The following is a 17446-nucleotide window of genomic DNA, read 5'->3' on the forward strand; positions in this document are numbered from 1 at the left end:
CGCACCACCCCACCGGGGTGTCATCTCGTCAGCCCAGCGGCTGTGCCGACCGGCCGCCGTCGGTGGCCACGCCCGCACCCTTGGGCACGGTGATCGGTGCGGTGACGATGCGGCTGGGCAGCACCGGCGCGTCGCGGCCCGTGCCCCGTCGGCCGCCGCCACCGGGGGTCGTCTGCTCGTGGTAGTCCTGCTCGACGTTGACCGACCAGACGTCGTGCGTACTGCCGGTGGCGATGTTCTCCACCGTGAGCATCGCGGTGAGCATCGAGTGGTCCTGGTTGTTGTAGCGGTGCATGCCGTTGCGCCCCACCGGGTGCACGTTCGGCACCGCCTCGGCCAGCCACGCCCGGATCACGTCCACGTTGTGCTGGTAGCGCTCGTCGTACACCGGGTAGGCCTTCGGCATCCGCACGACGTGGCCGGCCTCGACCACGCCGGGCCGGACCAACCCCAACCGCTCCAGCTCCGCGGTGGCCAACGCCACGAGGTCGGCGTCCGGGGTACGCCACATCTCGTCGTCCTCGAACACGAAGTACTCCAGGCCCAGGCAGGTGCGGCCGTCCTTGACCAGGTACGGCGACCAGGAGCCGAAGTTCTGGATCCGACCCACCCGCACCGCCGGGTCGTGCACGTAGATCCAGTTGTCCGGGAACGAGAACTCCGCCGGCACCACCAGGGCGACCGTCAGGAAGTCGCGGTAGCGCAGGTCGGCGGCACAGGCCAGCACCTCCGGCGGCGCGGGCGGACGCAGCGCGGCCACCAGCTCCGAGATCGGCATCGACGAGATCACGTCGTCGGCCGGTTCGGTGCGCTGCCCGCCCGCGCCGTTGACCGTCACGCTGATCGCCCGCCGCCGCTGCGGGTCGCGGTGCACGGCGGTCACCCAGGTGCCGGTCGAGAGGTGCCCGCCGCGCTGGCGGACCTGCTCGGCGCAGCGTTCCCACATCATTCCCGGCCCGAACTTCGGGTACTGGAACTCCTCGATCAGGCTTGTCACGTCGGTGGGCCGCCGCCGGGGCAGCAGCGCATTGCGGATCGCCGTGGCCAGCGACAGGTTCTTGATCCGCTGCGCGGCCCAGTCGGCCTGCAACCGGTCCGCCGGCATCCCCCAGACCTTCTCGGTGTACGTCTTGAAGAAGATCGAATACAGCCGCCAGCCGAACCGGGCCGACACCCAGCCCTCAAAGTGCGACTGGTCGCGGGGTGGGCGCAGCCGCGCCCGGGCGTACGAGCCGAGGCAGCGGACGGCCTCCGGCAGCCCCAGGTTGCGCAGCGCGTTCGTGGCGCTGAGCGGGTAGTTGAACAGGGCGCCCCGGTAGAAGATCCGGCTCATCCGCGGCCGGGTCAGGAAGTCCTCGTCCGGCAGGATCTCGTGCCAGAACGCCTCCACCCGGGGCACCTTCGTGAAGAACCGGTGCCCGCCGATGTCGAACCGCCACCCGTCGCGCTCCACGGTCCGGCTGATCCCGCCGACCACCTCGTCGGCCTCGAAGACCCGGACGGACCGGCCGTGCCGGAGCAGCTCGTACGCCGCCGTGAGCCCTGCCGGCCCCGCACCGATGACCACCGTGCCGTGCTGCTCACTCATGCCGCCGTACTCCCTGGTCACTGCCGTGGTTGAGGCGCGGCGCGTACCCGTTCCGCGGCAGATGTCACCTTCGCGACCCCGGTGGTCCTGAGTTTTCACTCCGGGATTTCGCTCCGGGGTTTTCGCTCCGGCGGGGCGTGATGGGGCGTACAACGGGGGGGGCGAACCCCCGCGCGGCGGGTGGGCCGGTCGGACCGGGGGAGCGGGGCGGATGCACCGGTGGCGAGGCGGCCGGCGGCGCGCGGCGGCGCTGGCCGCGCTGGTGGCCCACGCCGGCGTGCGCGTGGCCCGCCGGGTGCCGGCGCCCTGGCCGTACGTGATCGGGCTGTTCGTCGGCGCGAAGGTGCTGCTGACCCTGCTCGGGCTGCTGGTCCTGCACGCCTGGGACGGCATCCCCGGAGCGCCGCCACCGGACGAGACGTTGATGTGGGCGCAGCAGCGGGAGATCTCCGGGCACCGGTGGATCTCGTTCTGGTTCGCCTGGGACGCGCTGCTCTACCTGCGGTTGAGCGAGTTGCCGCTGACCGGACGACCGTGGAACGACTTCGGCTTTCCGCTGCTGTATCCGTTCCTGGCCCGACCGGTCGGCGCGCTGCTCGGCGGCGACAACGCCCTGGCCCTGCTGCTGATCAGCAACGTCGCGTTCCTGCTGGCCCTCTGGTACGGCTACCGGCTGGCCGAGGTGCTGCTCGGCGACGCGGACGCGGCCCGCCGGTTCACCCGGTACCTGGTGCTGCTGCCGACCGCGTTCCTCTTCCAGGCGGCGCTGACCGAGTCGCTCTTCGTCTGCCTCGCGTTGGCCGCGTTCTACTACGCCGAGCGGCGGCGGTGGCTGCTGGTCGGGGTGCTCGGCTACTTCCTGGCGATGAGCCGGTCGGTCGGCCTGCTCGTCGCGCTGCCGCTGGCCCTGGTGCTGCTGCGCCAACACGACTGGCGGCTCGGCCCCCGCGCGCTGCTCGGGTACCTGCGTCTCGGCTGGCCGTTACTGCTGCTGCCCGCCGGCTGGTTCACCTTCATGGCGTTCTGCCGGTGGCGCGGCGGGGACTGGTTCGCCTACCAGCACGCCCAGCGGGTCGGCTGGGGCATCGAGGTGCAGAACCCGGTGCCGGTGCTGCTGGGCGGGTTGGCCGGAGAGCCGCGCGACGCCGCCCGGGTCGCCTTCGCCGTGGCCGTACTGGCCGTCCTGGCCGCCGGGTTTCGCCGCCGGGAGGTGGCGTACGTGGTCTACGGCGTCCTCATGGTGCTGGTGCCGCTGTCGATGGGGCCGCCGGTCTACAAGAGCCTGCTGCGCTACCTGCTCGCGGTGTTCCCGGTCGCCCTGGTGCTGGCCCGCTGGGCACGTCGGGCCACCGTCGACGTGTGGTTGACCGCGGTGCTCGCCGTGGTGCAGGGCGCGCTGTTCGCGCTCTGGCTCAGCTACTGGACCCACATGATCATCTGATCCCGGACCGCTCCGCCCGCCGATGCTGAGCGCGAGGCCGGCGCCGCCCCGGCGTCGGGCCTGTGCGAGCCTGCTACCGACGTTCGAAGCGCACCCCGACTGGAGGCCCGGTGTTCGCTCTGCCGCTGACCGACGAGGTCGAACTGCGCCCGCTCGACCCGTGGCGGGCCGAGGAGTTCCTCGCCAACCTGGACCGCTCCCGCGAGCACATCCAGCCCTGGGTGTCGCCGTCCTTCGTCGCCGCCGACCTGCCGTCGGCCCGTGCGGTGTTGCAGCGGTACGCCGACCGTTGGGCCAGTGACAACGGCGGCATCTGGGGGCTGTGGTGGCGGGGCACACTCGTCGGCGGGGTCATGTTCGTGTCGTTCGACGTGACCCGGGGCGTCTGCGAGGTCGGCTGCTGGGTGGAGCCGGAGGCGCAGGGGAGGGGCATGGTCGCTCCGGCCGTCCGCCGGATCGTCGACTGGGCAATCCGCGAGCGCGGCATCCAACGGGTGGAATGGCGTACCAACGCCGACAACACCCGCAGCAAGGCGCTTGCCCGCCGGCTCGGTCTGCGCCTCGACGGCACCCTGCGCCAGGTCAGCCCAGGCCCGCACGGCCGGATCGACCTCGAGGTCTGGTCGGTGCTGGCCGACGAGTGGCTGACCGAGTCGAGCGAATCACGGCCCACTGTCCACTGACGACGGCGGATTAGTGTCGTACCCGGGCGGCACCATGCATCCATGGCCGTCCCCGCGCTCACCCCGCATCCCGACCCGCCGCGTTCCGTGCCGCTGCGTGAGGCGCGCACCCGGTTCAGCCAGCTCGTCGCGCTGGCCGAGCTGACCGACGCGGTCACCGTCGTCACCCGCGACGGCGATCCCCGCCCGGTCGCCGCGATCGTCCCCGCCGCAGCCGCCCGCAGCGGCGCGCAGGCCCGCGCCGACGCCGACCGGCTCGCCGCGGTCACCGCCGGTTGGGCCCGCCGCCTCGACGAACAGCACCGCCGCAGCACCCATCGGCACGCCGCCGAGCTGGGTGCGGTCCGTGCGGCGCTGGCCGAGGTCTGGGCCGAGCTGGATCGCCGGGTCACGCCGGGCAGCGATCCGGCACTGGCCCGACTGCGCGCCGCGCACGCCGACCTGCTCGCCGGCTGACCCGACGCCGAATCGGCCGTGCTCGCGGGCGGCCTGTGCCGGGTCCGTGCCGGGGGCTCGTGTCCGTGCGGTCTGTGCCGCGCCTGGTGACCCTGTCCCTGCCGGTGGTGTCGGGTGTCAGCCGGTGGCCGGGTACGCGTTTGTCTCGGCCGCCTTGACCGCCACCCAGACCGGCTGGCCGGGGATCAGCCGCAGTTGGGCGGCGGCGGCGGGTGTGACGTCCGCGGCCACCCCGATCGGCCCGTCGACCTGCACCCGCACGTTGTCACCGTGGCGCTGGACGCCGGCCACCGTGCCCGCCCAGGTGTTGCGCGGGCTGCCCTCCGGGCGGGTCGGGTGCAGAGCCACCGCTGCCGGGCGGAACGCCACGAAGGCCTCGCCATCCAGCCGATCGGCGACGGCGAGGGTCAACTCCGGCGCGACCCGTACCCCGTGCCCCTCGGCCCGACCCCGGTAGAGGTTCAGCCCGACCAACCGGGCCACGTAGTCGGTGCGCGGGCGGGCGGTGACGCTCGGCCCGTCCCCCTCCTGCACCACCCGGCCACCCTCCACGATGACCAGGCGGTCGGCCAGCGCCAACGCGTCCAGCGGATCGTGGGTGACCAGCACCGTGGCGCCCGGGTGCGCGGACAGATGCCGGTGCAGCTCCGCGCGGGTGTCCAGCCGGGTGCGGGCGTCCAGGGCGGCGAGGGGCTCGTCCAGCAGCAGCAGCGACGGTGCCAGGGCCAGTGCGCGGGCCAGCGCCACCCGCTGCGCCTGACCGCCGGAGAGCTGCCGGGGCCGGCGGTGCTCCTGCCCGGTCAGGCCCACCCGGCCGAGCCAGTCGCGGGCCGTGGCGCGGGCGGTCCGCCGGTCGACGCCGTGCCGGCGCGGCCCGAACGCCACGTTGTCGAGCGCGCTGAGGTGTGGAAAGAGCAGGTAGTCCTGGAAGACCACGCCGACCGACCGGCGCTCGGTGGGCACCCAGCCGCGCGTCGACGGGCGGTCCAGCTCGGTGCCGTCGAGGGTGACGTGCCCGTCGGTGAGTGGGTGCAGGCCGGCCAGCGCGCGCAGCGCGGTGGTCTTGCCGGCGCCGTTCGGGCCGAGCAGCGCGACGACCTCGCCGGGCGCGACCCGCAGCGGCACGTCGAGGCGGAAGGCGCCCCGGTCGACGACGAGCCGGGCGTCGAGCAATGGGCCGCTCATGCGCTGGTCATCCAACGGTCCCGCAGCGCGGCCAGGATCCCCACCGACACGATGAGCAGCACCAGACTGAGGACGATCGCGGACTCCAGGTCGGTCTCCAACGCCAGATAGACGGCGAGCGGCATGGTCTGCGTCCGGCCGGGATAGTTGCCGGCGAAGGTGATGGTGGCACCGAACTCGCCGAGCGCCCGCGCCCAGCACAGCACCGCGCCCGCCGCCAGACCCGGTGCCACCAGCGGCAGCGTGACGTGGGTGAAGGTGGTCCATCGGCTGGCGCCCAGCGTCGCGGCGGCCTCCTCGTAGCGGTGGTCGGCGGCGCGCAGCGCACCCTCCACGGCGATGACCAGGAACGGCATGGCGACGAACGACTCGGCCAGCACGACACCGGCCGTGGTGAACGGCAGGGTGATGCCGAACGTGGCGTCGAGCCAGCCCCCGAGCAGCCCGCGCCGCCCGAAGACCAGCAGCAGCGCCACGCCACCGACCACCGGTGGCAGCACCAGCGGCACGGTGACCAGCGCGCGGACCAGCCGGCGGCCGGGGAACTCGACCCGGGCCAGCAGCCAGGCCAACGGCACCCCGAGCAGCAGGCAGAGCACCGTGGCGAGGGTGGCGGTCTGCACCGACAGCCGCAACGCGGTCAGCGCGCCCGGCTCGGTGAGCCGCTGCGGCAGGGTCGTCCACGGTGCCCGGATCACCAGCCCGGCCAGCGGCAGGACGAGGAACAGCAGGCCCAGCCCGGCCGGGATCAGCAGCGCCGCCGGCACCCGCCCCCTGCGGCGCGGCACGGCGACGGTGTGGACCCGGCTCACGGAGCCTGGAACCCCGCCTCGGCGAGGACCGCCTGCGCCGGCGCCGAACGGACGTACGCGACGAAGGCCTGCGCGCCGGCCGGGTTCGGCGCGTCCTTCAGCGCGACGATCGGGTAGTCGTTGACCGCCCGCGCCGACTCGGGGAACTCCACGCCGGTCACGTCCGCGCTCGCCGCCCGCGCGTCTGTGCGGTAGACCAGGGCCGCGTCGACCTCACCGAGCTTTACCTTGGCCAGAGCGCCCTTGACGTCCTGCTCCAGGGTGACCGGCGTCAGTTTCACCCCGGAGGCGTCCAGGGCGGTGCGGGCCGCCGCGCCGCACGGCACCTGGTCGGCGCAGATCGCCACCTTCACGCCCGGACGGGTCAGGTCGGCCAGCCCGGTCACCGCCTTCGGGTTGCCGACGGGCACCGCGATCACCAGTTGGTTGCGGGCGAAGGTCACCGGTGTGCCGTCGGCGTTGCCGGCCTCGGTCACCGTCGTCATGTTCTTCGGGGCGGCCGAGGCGAAGACGTCCGCCGGTGCGCCCTGGTTGACCTGGTTGGCCAGGGCGGAGCTGCCGGCGAAGTTGAGGGTCACGGTGCTGCCCGGATTGGCGGCCTCGAAATCCTTGCCGATCCGGGTGAACGATTCGGTCAGCGAGGCGGCGGCGAACACCGTGACCCGGCCGCCTCCGGTGCCGCCCGACGCCGGGTCGTCGCCTCCGCCGCAACCGGCCGCCGCCAGCCCGGCCACCGCCACCAGGACGGCCACCGCCGCGCGCATCGTCCGTACGCTCATCCGCCCGACCGTCCCCTGACCGGCGTGGATGCGGCCCGCTCCACCACCACCGTGGTCGACTTGATCACCGCGACGGCCACCGAGCCGACCCGCAGGCCAAGCTCGTCGACGGCCTCCCGGCTCATCAGCGACACGATCCGGAACGGGCCGGCCTGGATGTCGACCTGGGCCATCACCGTGTCCTTGCGGACGTCGACGACGATGCCGCGCAGCCGGTTGCGGGCCGAGGAGAGCTCGGCGCCCGCGTCCGGATCGGCGGCCTGGGCGCGGGCGAAGGCGGCGAGGTCGACGCCGTCGATGACCCGGTGGCCGTGCTCGTCGCGCCCGGCGGGCAGCCGCCCCGCGTCCACCCAGCGGCGGATCGTGTCGGCGCTGACGCCGAGCAGGCCAGCCGCCTCGCCGATCCGGAACATCGTCACCGGCTCACCCTAGCGCCCGCATCTGCGAGCACAAAAGAACCTCAGGGCCGGCATCCGCAGGAGAATTCAGGCATCAGAGCCAGCAATTGCGCCGCAGGGCAGCCATCTCCCGCCGCTTGCGACAACGCGCCCGGCGCCCCCGCATGATCGTGCTCGATCCTGGATGTAGTGGTGTCGGTGCGTTGGTGAGGCCACTACTTCCTGGTTTGTGCACGATCTTGGCGCGGGGCGCGGGGCGCGGGGCGCGGGGCGCGGGGCGCGGGGCGCGGGGCGCGGGCGGAAGGCGGTCAGGGGCGGCGGGGATGGCCTTTGAGGTGCCGGCCCAGTTCGCGGGCGATCTCGCGGTTGGCGTCCCGCTCGGCCAGCGTCTGCCGCTTGTCGTAGGAGCGCTTGCCCTTGGCCAGGGCCAGTTCGACCTTGGCGTAGCCGTTCTCGAAGTACATCGACAGCGGGACCATGGTCACCCCGCCCTCGCGTACCTTGTCCAGGATCCGGTCGATCTCCGCGCGGTGCAGCAGCAGCTTGCGGTTGCGGCGGGGGGCGTGGTTGGTCCATGTGCCGTAGGCGTACTCGGCGATGTGCAGGCCGTACAGCACGATCTCGCCGTCGCGCTCGTGCGCGAACGCGTCCACCAGCGAGGCCCGCCCCTCGCGCAGCGATTTCACCTCGGTGCCGACCAGCACGATGCCCGCCTCGTACGTGCGGAGCACGGTGTACTCGTGCCGGGCCTTCTTGTTGGAGGCGATCAGTCGGCGTTGCGGCTGCTGGGACCTGCTCACGCGGTGACGATATCCGGGCGCCGGGTCAGTCGGTGCGCCGCCGTCCGGCTCGCAGCCGGTCGGCCAGGTCCCGCACGGCCACCGCGAACGCCTCCTGCGACTCGCAGGGCAGGTGCGCGAGGATCGGCGGCGGCACGCTGTCGCTGGGCGGCGGCACCACCCCCTGCGGGTCCTTCAATCGGCGGTCGACCGTCGCCGACGGGCCGGTCAACGACTCGGTGTCGCCCGGGCGGTGCGCGGCGAAGATCCAGCCGCCGATCGGGTCGGTGTCCCGCCACAGGTTCAGCCAGCGCCAGCCGACCCGCTGGCCGATCTCGTGCAGCGCCGCGTCGTCGACGTACGCGGGGAACAGCGGCGAGTACAGCCGTTTCAGCGGGGACCCGTAGGTCAGCAGGGCGACCCGGTCGGTGACCCGGTGCGGCAGTTGCAGCACCGTGGCGGCGAGCAGCACCGAGCCGTGACTGTGCCCGGCCAGTAGCACCCCGTTGCCCTGGTCCACGAGGTAGGTGATCCGTTTGGTCAGCTCCGGCACTGCCCGCTCGGCATAGCAGGGCGGTGCGAAGGGATGCGCTGCCCGGGGCCAGAAGGTCCCCAGGTCCCACAGCACGCCCACGTACCGGCGGAACGGCGCCGTGCGGTAGGCGAAGATGCCGCCGAGGACCAGCCCGAGAATGATGGCGGCGATCAGGTAGCTGCCCAGCCCGATCATGAAGTTGATCAGGTCGGCGGGCACCCCGATGAAGTGTTGCAGCTCGTCGCCGGGGAAGAGCTGGATCAGGCCCAGCACGCTGGTCGCCAGGCCCAGCGCGGCCAGACAGGCGTAGACCACGGTCAGCGGCTCCAGCCGTTCGGTGAACCGGGCTCGGGCCACCGCCTGCTCGACCTGCCGCAGCCGCTGCGCCGCCGCTGGCGGCGCGTCGGGGAAGTCGGCCGCAACGATGGCGGCCGCCGCGCGCCGCCGCTTGCGCCGGGTCAGCACGGTGATCACCCCGGCGACCAGCAACGCGGTCATCACCGCCAGGAAAAACCCGAAGATCGCCCATTTGTACGCTAGAGGCGGGCTGGTTTCCAGGGTATCGGCGGTTTCCCCCTCACGGTCCAGCAGGTCCGACACCCGGTAGACCAGCTCCGCCGAGAACGCCACGGCGAGCCCGGCGGCGATCGTCATGAAGACCGGCGCGCCCAGTGCGCGCAGCGCCCTGCTTCGCCGCCCTCCGCCCCGCCGCGCGATGACCACCACGGCGAGGATGGCCACCAGTACGGTCTGGCTGACGAACAGCCAGGCCATGGTCGCGCCGTACCCGGGCAGTGAGCCGCCCTGCGGCCACGGTGCCGGACTTCTGATGACGTGCACGATCACCAGGATCGTCAGGCCGCAGGTGACAGTGCGCAGTGCGCGGGTGAACCCGTCCACCGGGTGTTCGCGACCGAGCTGGTCGATGATCCGTACGGAGGTGAGCAGCGCCAGGCAGGTGACCAGCACCGCCCCGCAGGCCACCAGCAGCGCCACCATCACCGGTGAGGAGTGCTGGCTGGCCCGGGCGACCAGCAGGCTGCCGTCCAGGGTGGCGAACGCGCCCGCCACGTGCACCGAGCGCAGCCGGCCGACCAGCGGCGCGGCGTCCCACTGGCCGACGCCGCTCAACCGGTGCGCCGAGGTCTCCTCCACCGGGGTCCGGAAGGCGTCGAACGTCTGGCCCTGGCGTGAGCCCAGCCACCAGACGATTCCGATGGCGGCGACCGGCACCACCGACAGCACCGCCAGGCGCAGCCCGGGCGAGCGCCCGCCGAGCCAGGACAGCCAGCTCCGCCCGGCCATGCAGGACGGGGTGCCCATGCAGCGCCAGGCGACCAGGTCCAGTGCCACACCGACGATGGACAGGACGTAGAGCATCGTGAGGGTCAGCGCGAGCACCCGGCACAGCGCGAGGACGACGTGCTTCGAGGCGGGGTTTCCCGGGCGCATCCACAGCGCCACGTTGCAGAGCATGAAGGGCAGCAGGAACACCAGCGACAGCGTCCGCACGGCCGTGCCGGACGGCAGGTCACTCCAGCGGTACGCCTCCATCGTCACGCCGCCGGGTCCGGTGGCGCCCGGATAGCCGGCGCGGGGACGGTAGAAACCGCCGTTGCGGTCCCCGGCGACCTGTTCCAGGTGCGGTCGGTTCAGCACCTGGTCGGCGCCCGCTCGGGAGACGCCGTGCACACGCAGCTCCACGACCTGGCCCGACGTCGTCGGTTCGGTCGGCGACGCGTCCGCCATTGGCCCCCCGAGGTGTGCACGGCAGTCGGGCGGGTCGGCATGTGCGTCCGCCCGCGCGGCTCACCGGCTTACCCATCCCGAGCCTGGTCAACCGTGGCTCCGAGGGCTGGGCGCTGGTGCGGTCGACCCCCGGCAGGTGGTTTCATGGGCGCCATGGCGAACCCGGTGATCCTGACCGTCGACGACGACCCGGTGGTCTCCCGGGCGGTGGCTCGGGACATCCGCCGCCGCTACGGCGACCGCTACCGGGTGCTGCGCGCCGTGTCGGGTCCGGAGGCGCTGGACGCGCTGCGGGAGGTCAAGCTGCGCGGCGAGCAGGTGGCGCTGCTGCTGGCCGACCACCGGATGCCGGAGATGACCGGTGTCGAGTTCCTCGAAGCGGCGATGGACATCTTCCCGGCCGCCCGCCGGGTGCTGCTCACCGCGTACGCGGACACCGACGCCGCGATCGAGGCGATCAACGTGGTCGACCTGGACCACTACCTGCTCAAGCCCTGGCATCCGCCGGAGGAGAAGCTGTACCCGGTGGTGGACGGCCTGCTGGAGGCGTGGTCGGTCACCCCGGACGCGGCGTCCACCGAGATCCGGGTCGTCGGGCACCGCTGGTCGTCGCCGTCGTTCAAGGTCCGCGACTTCCTGGCCCGCAACCTGGTGCCGTACCGCTGGTTGCTGGCGGACGACCCGGAGGGCGCCCGGCTGCTCGACGCGGCGGGAGCCACCGAGGCGGACGTACCGCTGGTGGTGACCGCCGAGGGTAAGGCGCTGATCTCCCCGACCCAGGCCGAGTTGGCGGCGCTGGCCGGGTTGACCGTGGTGCCGGCGTCCGACTTCTACGACCTCGTGGTGATCGGCGCCGGCCCGGCCGGTCTGGGCTCGGCGGTCTACGGCGCGTCGGAGGGGCTGCGCACCGTGCTGGTCGAGCGGCGGGCGACCGGCGGGCAGGCCGGGCAGAGCAGCCGGATCGAGAACTACCTGGGCTTCCCGGACGGCGTATCCGGCGCCCAGTTGACCGACCGCGCCCGGCGACAGGCGGTGAAGTTCGGCGCCGAGCTGCTCAGCTCCCGGGAGGTGGTCGGCCTGAGCGAGGCCGGTTCCGCCCGGCTGCTGCGTTTCGGCGACGGCACCGAGATCGCCGCGCACACCGTCGTGCTGGCCACCGGCGTCTCCTACCGGGTGCTCGACGCCCCCGGGCTGGCCGACTTCACCGGCCGGGGCGTGTTCTACGGCGCCGCCGCCACCGAGGCGCCCAGCTGCGTCGACCAGGACGTCTACATCGTCGGCGGGGCCAACTCGGCCGGTCAGGCCGCGGTGCACTTCTCCCGGTACGCCGCCCGCGTGCACCTGTTGATCCGTGGCGCGGACCTGACCGCGTCGATGTCGCGCTACCTCATCGATCAGCTGGAACGGATGGACCGGATCACCGTGCACCCGCACACGGCGGTCGTCGGCGGCACCGGGCAGGGCCACCTGCAACAGCTCACCCTCTGCGACACCCGCACCGGGCAGAGCCGCTCGGTCGACACGTCCTGGCTGTTCATCTTCATTGGCGCGGAGCCCCGGACGGACTGGTTGGACGGGGTGTTGGTCCGCGACGGGCGCGGCTTCATCGTCACCGGCCCGGACCTGCTCACCGACGGCCGTAGGCCGGCCGGCTGGTCGTTGTCGCGCGACCCGTACCACCTGGAGACCAGCGTGCCGGGGGTGTTCGCCGCCGGTGACGTGCGCGCCGAGTCGGTCAAGCGGGTCGCCTCGGCCGTCGGCGAGGGGGCGATGGCCGTGTCGCTCGTGCACCGTTACCTGGAGGCCCAGTGAGCCGGTGTTGCCGAGCCCCGCAGTCGCGATCGAAGGAGGCCCAGTGACCACCGAGTCTGAACGGCTGACACCCGCGCAGCTGCGCACCCTTTTCCTGTTCGAGGCCCTCGACGACGGGCAGCTCGACTGGCTGGCCGAGCACGGCCGGGTCGAGCGGCACGTCGGCGGCACCCTCGTCTACGCCGAGGGTGAGCCCGCGACCTGCTTCTTCGTCCTGGTGCGCGGCGCGGTGGCGTTGAGCCGGCAGGTGCGCGGCGACGACGTGGAGGTGAGCCGCACCGAGCAGCGCGGCGTGTATGGCGGGGCCACGCAGGCGTACCTGGGCGACCAGGTCGACCAGGTCTACCGCAACAGCCTGCGGGCGGTGGTGGACGCGGAGTTCTTCGTGCTGCCGGCGGAGGACTTCGCGTACGCCCTGCGGTCCTGGTTCCCGATGCCCATGCACCTGCTGGAGGGGTTGTTCTTCGGCATGCGGGACTCGCAGACCATCGTCGGTGAGCGGGAGCGGCTGCTGGCGCTCGGCTCGCTCTCGGCGGGGCTGACCCACGAGCTGAACAACCCGGCGGCGGCGGCGGTGCGGGCCACCTCGGTGTTGCGCGACCGGGTCGCCGGGATGCGGCACAAGCTCGCCATGATCGCCGACGGCCGGCTCGACGGGCGTGCGCTGCACGGGCTCGTCGCGTTGCAGGAGGAGGCGGTGGCCCGGGTCGCCACCGCGCCGAAGCTGACCCCGATGGCCACCGCCGACGCCGAGGACACCCTCACCGACTGGCTGGAGGAGCACGGGGTCGGTGGCGCCTGGGACCTGGCGCCTATCCTGGTCGGCGGCGGGCTCGACGTGCCCTGGCTGGCGCAGGTGAAGGCGGCGGTCGGCCCGGCCGATCTGGAGGCCGCGGTGCGCTGGCTCACCTACACCGTCGACACCGAGTTGCTGATGCGCGAGATCGATGACGCGGTGAGTCGGATCTCCGGCCTGGTGGGCGCCGCCAAGCAGTACTCCCAGCTGGACCGCGCGCCGCACCGGGTGGTGGACGTACACGACCTGCTCGACGCCACGCTGGTGATGTTCAAGGGGAAGATTCCCGCCGAGGTCAAGCTGGTCCGCGAGTACGACCGCGACCTCCCTCCGGTCCCGGCGTACCCGGCCGAGCTGAACCAGGTGTGGACCAACCTGATCGACAACGCGCTGGGCGCGATGGGGGACAAGGGCGTGCTGACCGTCCGCACCGGGCGCGTCGGTGACCTGCTGGCCGTGGAGGTCACCGACACCGGCCCCGGCATCCCACCGGAGGTGCGCCCGCGCATCTTCGAACCGTTCTTCACCACCAAGCCCGTCGGCGCGGGCACCGGGTTGGGGCTGGACATCTCGTACCGGATCGTGGTGCACAAGCACCACGGCGACATCCGGGTGGAGACGGAGCCCGGTCGGACGACGTTCCGGGTGCTGCTGCCGGTCAACGAGGACGCGTCGCCGGGTTCCTGACACACGCGTACGACGCGCCGACTACCTGGAGACATCGAACGGTGGCCGGCAGTAGTCTCGGGCGGCGTTCGTGCCCACGCCCCCCGAGGAGTGTCCGTGGAGTCGATGGCCCGTCAGCGCACGGCTGGCCCGGACGACGACCCGCCGGTCGACCCGCCATCCGGCGGCACCATGCTGCCGGAGCTGGAGGACCGCGACTGGTTGCACCACGCGCAGGAGTTCGCGCACACCAGCTTCTGGGCGGTGGCCCGCCGACTGCCCCGGCTGGTTCGGGAGGCGGTGGGGCTGGCCTGGGCCACCAACCGTCGCGACACGGTCGTCTCCATCGGCCTCAACATCGCCGCCGGGGTGATGACCACGTTCGGCCTGCTCGCCACCACCAGCGTGCTGCGGGAGCTGTTCGCCGCCGGCCCCACCCCGGACCGGGTCCGCTCGGCCCTGCCGGCGCTGATCGTGGCCGCGGCGGCGGTGTCTGCCCGGGGCGGCCTGACGATCGCGGCCGGTTGGGCGCAGGCCCGGCTGATCCCGCAGATCAACTACCAGGTGGAGTTGCGGCTGTTCGAGGCCACCACGGCGGTGGACCTGGCCGCGTTCGACGACGCCGGCTTCGCCGAGGAGATGGACCGCGCACGGGACCGGGGGATGGCCGAGGCGGCGTTCATCGTCGACCACACCGTCAACCTGGTCACCGGCGTGGTCGGGATGCTCGCCACCGCCGTCGCGGTGACCGTCATCCAGCCGCTGCTGCTGCCCTGTCTGCTGCTCGCGGCGGTGCCGCAGGCGATCACGGCGGTGCGGATGGCCCGCCGGGAGTACCTGGCGATGTTGGCCCGGATCACCCGTCGACGGCGGATGTGGATGCTGGCCCATCTGATGGCCAACCGGCGCACCGCCGCCGAGGTGCGCGCGTACCAGATGCGCGATTTTCTGCTCGCCGAGTACCGCGGGGTGATGACCGTGGAGACCCGGGCGCAGTTGCACCTGGTCCGTTCGCAGACCGGCACGCGGGTGGTCGGTGCCACCGTCGCGGGTCTGGCCACCTTCGGGGTGTACGCGGTGCTGGGCGGCCTGCTGCTCAACGGGATGGTGGCCCTCGCCGCCGCGGCGACCGCCCTGCTGGCCCTCCAGTCGGCGCGGACCAGCCTGGGTGTCGCGGTTGTCGCCACCAACTCGCTCTACGAGGACGCCCTCTACTACCAGGATTACCGGGACTTCCTGGCCCGCGCCCACGCCCGGGTGCCAATCGGCGGCGACCGGGTGACCGACGGCGTCGACGCCATCGAGGTGGACGAGGTGAGCCTGACCTACCCGGACACCGACGCCCCGGCGGTGGACCGGGTCAGCCTGACCGTCCGCCGGGGTGAGGTGATCGCGCTGGTCGGTGAGAACGGCTCCGGCAAGACCACGCTGGCCAAGCTGATCGCGGGGCTCTATCGACCGACCGGCGGGGTGATCCGCTGGGACGGCGTCGACGCCGCCGAGCTGGATCCGCGTACCCTCGGCGCCCAGGTGGCCGTGATGACCCAGGAGTGGTGGAAGTTCCCGTTCACCGCCGGGCAGAACATCCGCGTCGGCCGGCACGACCGCCCGCCGGACCGACCCGGCCCGAGCGTGCAGGAGGCCGCCGCGTCGGCGGCGGCACACGAGATGATCGTCGGCCTGCCGCACGGCTACGACACCCTGCTGGACCGGGAGTTCAAGGACGGCCAGGAGCTGTCCGGCGGGCAGTGGCAGCGGCTGGTCGCCGCCCGCGGCCTCTACCGCGACGCCGCCCTGCTCATCTGTGACGAGCCGTCAGCGGCCTTGGACGCCCGCGCCGAACACGCCCTGTTCCAGCACCTGCGCCGCCGACCCGACCGGGCGGTCGTGTTGATCACCCACCGGCTGGCCAACGTCCGACACGCCGACCGGATCTTCGTGATGGAGCGTGGTCGCCTCGTCCAGGACGGCAACCATGACGAGTTGATGGCGGCCGGTGGCCTCTACCGCGAGTTGTTCGCCCTTCAGGCCAGTGGCTACCTGACCGGCACCGACGACGCCCTGCCCCGCTGACACCCGATAGGCCGTGTGACTGTGGCCGCCCGTGTGCGGTCAGGCGGAGCGGGCGGGGGTGAGGAAGTCGGCGAGTACGCGGGTGTGGGTGGAGAACGCCAACTCGACCGGGTCGGTGAGGATCAGCCACTCCGTCGCCTCTTCGGTCGGCGCGGACGGCGGAAGGTCCTCGGCGGCCCGTTCGGGCAGTACCCCGAAGATCATCATCGTGCCGCCCGCCGTGGCGCTGTGCACCGCGAAGAGCCGGGCGTCCTCGGCCGCCGCGATCAGCCCGGTCTCCTCCCGCAGCTCCCGGACCAGCGCGTCGGACCACCCCTCGCCGTACTCGATGAAGCCGCCGGGCAGCGCGAGCAGCCCGCGGGCCGGCTCGATGTCCCGGCGGACCACCACCACGCCCAGGCCCTCGGCGGTGCGGACCGGCAGCACCGCGACCGCGACGGGCAGGGGGTTGCGCCAGACGCTCTCACCGCAGACCGCGCAGACCCGCGGCCACCCGGCGTCCGCCGGGTAGGCGGCGCCGCAGTAGGAGCAGTGCGAGTACGGCGTACCGGTCATGCCGCAGCACGTTACCCGGGCCACCCCTTGCGCTGCCGGTCACGATGCTCGCGCGGCCGTCACCGCACTTGCCTGCGGCTGGTCGAGGCGCCGCTCGCGCTTCGGCGGGGATCAGGCTGCCGGGGTGCCGGTGTAGAAGGCGGTGGTGCGCTCGGCGGCGGCCTTCGCCTCGTCGGCGTCGGTGCCGGCGGCGATGCTCGCCTCACCCCACAGTTGGCTGCTCAGCTCCATGGCCCGACGCCCCTCGTCGGAGGCGCTCCACTCGGCGCTCTGCTCCGGGGTGATTCCGCTGCCGTCGCCGGCCAGGTACGAGGCGAGGCCGAGCAGCCCCAGGTCCCAGCCGACGCCGACGGCGCCCGGCCCGAACTGGGCCCACCGGTCCTGGTCGACGTGGGCGATGTGCTCCAGCTCGAACCGGGTCCGCTCGGTGTCGACGGGGGTGAGTCGCACCTCGATCCAGCTCACCTCGTCGCCGTACTCCCAGGTGGCGGTGAAGCGGTGCGGCGGCTCGCAGCTCTCGATGGTGCCGTGGGCGTTGCCCTGGAGCTGGTACGTGCCGTGCAGCCGCAGATCGCCGGAGATCGGCAGGAACCAGCGGGGGATGCGTTCGGCGTTGGTGCAGGCGTCCCACAGATCCTCGACCGTGGTCTGGTAGGTCTGGCTGATCGTGGACACCCGAGCCTCGCCGGCTTCCAGGATGCGGCTGCCGACCTGCCGTTGGACGGCGTTGATCTGCTCGGTCGCGTCGTACATCAGGTGTTCCTCTCGTCAGGTGGGTCAGAGGCTTCGCGCAGCCGGCGTTCGCGTCGGCCCCGGGCCAGCTCGGTGGCGAGTGCCGCCAGGGGCGGGGTCCAGAACCGGCGGAAGTGCTCCAGCCAGCCGTCGACCTCGCGTAGTGGGCGCGGGTCGACCGCGTAGAGCCGCCGGGTGCCCTCGGGTCGCACGGTGGCGAAGCCGTTGTCCCGCAACACCTTGAGGTGCTGCGACACGGCGGGTTGGGAGATGCCGAACTCGTCGCGGATGACCGCGCTGACCGCGCCAGCGGTCTGCTCGCCGGTGGCGAGCAGCTCCAGGATGCGGCGCCGGACCGGATCGCCCAGCACGTCGAAGGCGTGCACGACGACCTTTATATCACCACG

Annotated in this window: 16 protein-coding genes; 6 read left to right on the forward strand and 10 right to left on the reverse strand. The window is 72.8% G+C overall.

What is annotated here, in order from left to right; genetic code table 11:
• Nucleotides 1-28 precede the first annotated feature (28 nt).
• Entirely contained in the window at nucleotides 29-1588 is a 1560-nt protein-coding gene (locus ABZ780_RS03840; RefSeq protein ID WP_357483902.1) for an NAD(P)/FAD-dependent oxidoreductase, read from the reverse strand.
• A 211-nt stretch (nucleotides 1589-1799) separates the two neighbouring features.
• Here ABZ780_RS03840 and ABZ780_RS03845 point away from each other — a divergent pair, with 211 nt between their 5' ends.
• From ABZ780_RS03845 to ABZ780_RS03855, 3 genes are all read left to right on the forward strand, one after another.
• A complete protein-coding gene (locus ABZ780_RS03845) occupies nucleotides 1800-3029 on the forward strand; it encodes a hypothetical protein (RefSeq protein ID WP_357483905.1) in 1230 nt (409 codons plus the stop codon).
• A gap of 110 nt (nucleotides 3030-3139) precedes the next feature.
• Nucleotides 3140-3712 carry a GNAT family protein gene (locus ABZ780_RS03850; RefSeq protein WP_357483908.1) on the forward strand — a complete coding sequence of 191 codons (573 nt, stop codon included), beginning with the start codon at nucleotides 3140-3142 and terminating at the stop codon, nucleotides 3710-3712.
• 42 nt (nucleotides 3713-3754) lie between these two features.
• The gene (locus tag ABZ780_RS03855) at nucleotides 3755-4168 is read left to right on the forward strand and encodes a type II toxin-antitoxin system Phd/YefM family antitoxin (protein ID WP_357483910.1); all 414 of its coding nucleotides are present in this window, start codon (nucleotides 3755-3757) and stop codon (nucleotides 4166-4168) included.
• Between the two features lie 117 nt (nucleotides 4169-4285).
• Here the strand turns inward: ABZ780_RS03855 and ABZ780_RS03860 are convergent, their stop codons facing one another.
• The 6 genes from ABZ780_RS03860 to ABZ780_RS03885 all read right to left on the reverse strand — a co-directional run bounded on the left by ABZ780_RS03860 (nucleotide 4286) and on the right by ABZ780_RS03885 (nucleotide 10405).
• A complete protein-coding gene (locus tag ABZ780_RS03860; RefSeq protein ID WP_357483913.1) occupies nucleotides 4286-5353 on the reverse strand; it encodes an ABC transporter ATP-binding protein in 1068 nt (355 codons plus the stop codon).
• Nucleotides 5350-6165, reverse strand: a complete 816-nt coding sequence (locus ABZ780_RS03865; RefSeq protein WP_357000327.1) for an ABC transporter permease — start codon at nucleotides 6163-6165, stop codon at nucleotides 5350-5352. The genes ABZ780_RS03860 and ABZ780_RS03865 overlap by 4 nt, the downstream gene beginning before the upstream one ends.
• Nucleotides 6162-6929, reverse strand: coding sequence for a molybdate ABC transporter substrate-binding protein (gene modA, locus ABZ780_RS03870; protein WP_357484089.1), 768 nt, complete (start codon nucleotides 6927-6929; stop codon nucleotides 6162-6164). The genes ABZ780_RS03865 and modA overlap by 4 nt, the downstream gene beginning before the upstream one ends.
• A gap of 11 nt (nucleotides 6930-6940) precedes the next feature.
• On the reverse strand, nucleotides 6941-7363 hold the full coding sequence (locus ABZ780_RS03875) for a TOBE domain-containing protein (RefSeq protein WP_357483916.1): 423 nt from the start codon (nucleotides 7361-7363) through the stop codon (nucleotides 6941-6943).
• A gap of 287 nt (nucleotides 7364-7650) precedes the next feature.
• A complete protein-coding gene (smpB, locus tag ABZ780_RS03880; protein ID WP_357000333.1) occupies nucleotides 7651-8142 on the reverse strand; it encodes an SsrA-binding protein SmpB in 492 nt (163 codons plus the stop codon).
• A 25-nt stretch (nucleotides 8143-8167) separates the two neighbouring features.
• The gene (locus ABZ780_RS03885; RefSeq protein WP_357483919.1) at nucleotides 8168-10405 is read right to left on the reverse strand and encodes a hypothetical protein; all 2238 of its coding nucleotides are present in this window, start codon (nucleotides 10403-10405) and stop codon (nucleotides 8168-8170) included.
• A gap of 144 nt (nucleotides 10406-10549) precedes the next feature.
• On the opposite strand from ABZ780_RS03885, the gene ABZ780_RS03890 reads away from it, so the two are divergent.
• The 3 genes from ABZ780_RS03890 (at nucleotide 10550) to ABZ780_RS03900 (ending at nucleotide 15752) form a co-directional block, all read left to right on the forward strand.
• Entirely contained in the window at nucleotides 10550-12217 is a 1668-nt protein-coding gene (locus tag ABZ780_RS03890) for an FAD-dependent oxidoreductase (protein ID WP_357000339.1), read from the forward strand.
• Nucleotides 12218-12260: 43 nt separating this feature from the next.
• Nucleotides 12261-13700 carry an ATP-binding protein gene (locus ABZ780_RS03895; protein WP_357483921.1) on the forward strand — a complete coding sequence of 480 codons (1440 nt, stop codon included), beginning with the start codon at nucleotides 12261-12263 and terminating at the stop codon, nucleotides 13698-13700.
• A gap of 105 nt (nucleotides 13701-13805) precedes the next feature.
• Nucleotides 13806-15752, forward strand: coding sequence for an ABC transporter ATP-binding protein (locus ABZ780_RS03900; RefSeq protein WP_357484092.1), 1947 nt, complete (start codon nucleotides 13806-13808; stop codon nucleotides 15750-15752).
• Nucleotides 15753-15791: 39 nt separating this feature from the next.
• Here ABZ780_RS03900 and ABZ780_RS03905 read toward each other — a convergent pair whose 3' ends face one another.
• The 3 genes from ABZ780_RS03905 to ABZ780_RS03915 form a co-directional block, all read right to left on the reverse strand.
• Entirely contained in the window at nucleotides 15792-16307 is a 516-nt protein-coding gene (locus ABZ780_RS03905; protein ID WP_357000344.1) for an NUDIX domain-containing protein, read from the reverse strand.
• Nucleotides 16308-16418: 111 nt separating this feature from the next.
• Nucleotides 16419-17060, reverse strand: coding sequence for an SRPBCC family protein (locus ABZ780_RS03910; protein ID WP_357483923.1), 642 nt, complete (start codon nucleotides 17058-17060; stop codon nucleotides 16419-16421).
• Nucleotides 17060-17425: a metalloregulator ArsR/SmtB family transcription factor gene (locus ABZ780_RS03915; protein WP_357000349.1), complete on the reverse strand. Its 366-nt coding sequence runs from the start codon at nucleotides 17423-17425 to the stop codon at nucleotides 17060-17062. The genes ABZ780_RS03910 and ABZ780_RS03915 overlap by 1 nt, the downstream gene beginning before the upstream one ends.
• Between the last annotated feature and the right edge of the window lie 21 nt (nucleotides 17426-17446).

It is taken from the genome of Micromonospora sp. NPDC047467 (genome assembly GCF_040643095.1).
Taxonomy (GTDB): Bacteria; Actinomycetota; Actinomycetes; order Mycobacteriales; family Micromonosporaceae; genus Micromonospora.

What these genes read in the sequence shown, in the direction of transcription:
- ABZ780_RS03890 (WP_357000339.1), top strand. Translation starts at nt 10,550, where the DNA reads ATGGGCGCCATGGCGAACCCGGTGATCCTGACCGTCGACGACGACCCG.
- ABZ780_RS03885 (WP_357483919.1), bottom strand. Translation starts at nt 10,405, where the DNA reads ATGGCGGACGCGTCGCCGACCGAACCGACGACGTCGGGCCAGGTCGTG.
- ABZ780_RS03845 (WP_357483905.1), top strand. Translation starts at nt 1,800, where the DNA reads ATGCACCGGTGGCGAGGCGGCCGGCGGCGCGCGGCGGCGCTGGCCGCG.
- modA (WP_357484089.1), bottom strand. Translation starts at nt 6,929, where the DNA reads ATGCGCGCGGCGGTGGCCGTCCTGGTGGCGGTGGCCGGGCTGGCGGCG.
- ABZ780_RS03905 (WP_357000344.1), bottom strand. Translation starts at nt 16,307, where the DNA reads ATGACCGGTACGCCGTACTCGCACTGCTCCTACTGCGGCGCCGCCTAC.
- ABZ780_RS03855 (WP_357483910.1), top strand. Translation starts at nt 3,755, where the DNA reads ATGGCCGTCCCCGCGCTCACCCCGCATCCCGACCCGCCGCGTTCCGTG.
- ABZ780_RS03910 (WP_357483923.1), bottom strand. Translation starts at nt 17,060, where the DNA reads ATGTACGACGCGACCGAGCAGATCAACGCCGTCCAACGGCAGGTCGGC.
- ABZ780_RS03840 (WP_357483902.1), bottom strand. Translation starts at nt 1,588, where the DNA reads ATGAGTGAGCAGCACGGCACGGTGGTCATCGGTGCGGGGCCGGCAGGG.
- ABZ780_RS03900 (WP_357484092.1), top strand. Translation starts at nt 13,806, where the DNA reads ATGGCCCGTCAGCGCACGGCTGGCCCGGACGACGACCCGCCGGTCGAC.
- ABZ780_RS03860 (WP_357483913.1), bottom strand. Translation starts at nt 5,353, where the DNA reads ATGAGCGGCCCATTGCTCGACGCCCGGCTCGTCGTCGACCGGGGCGCC.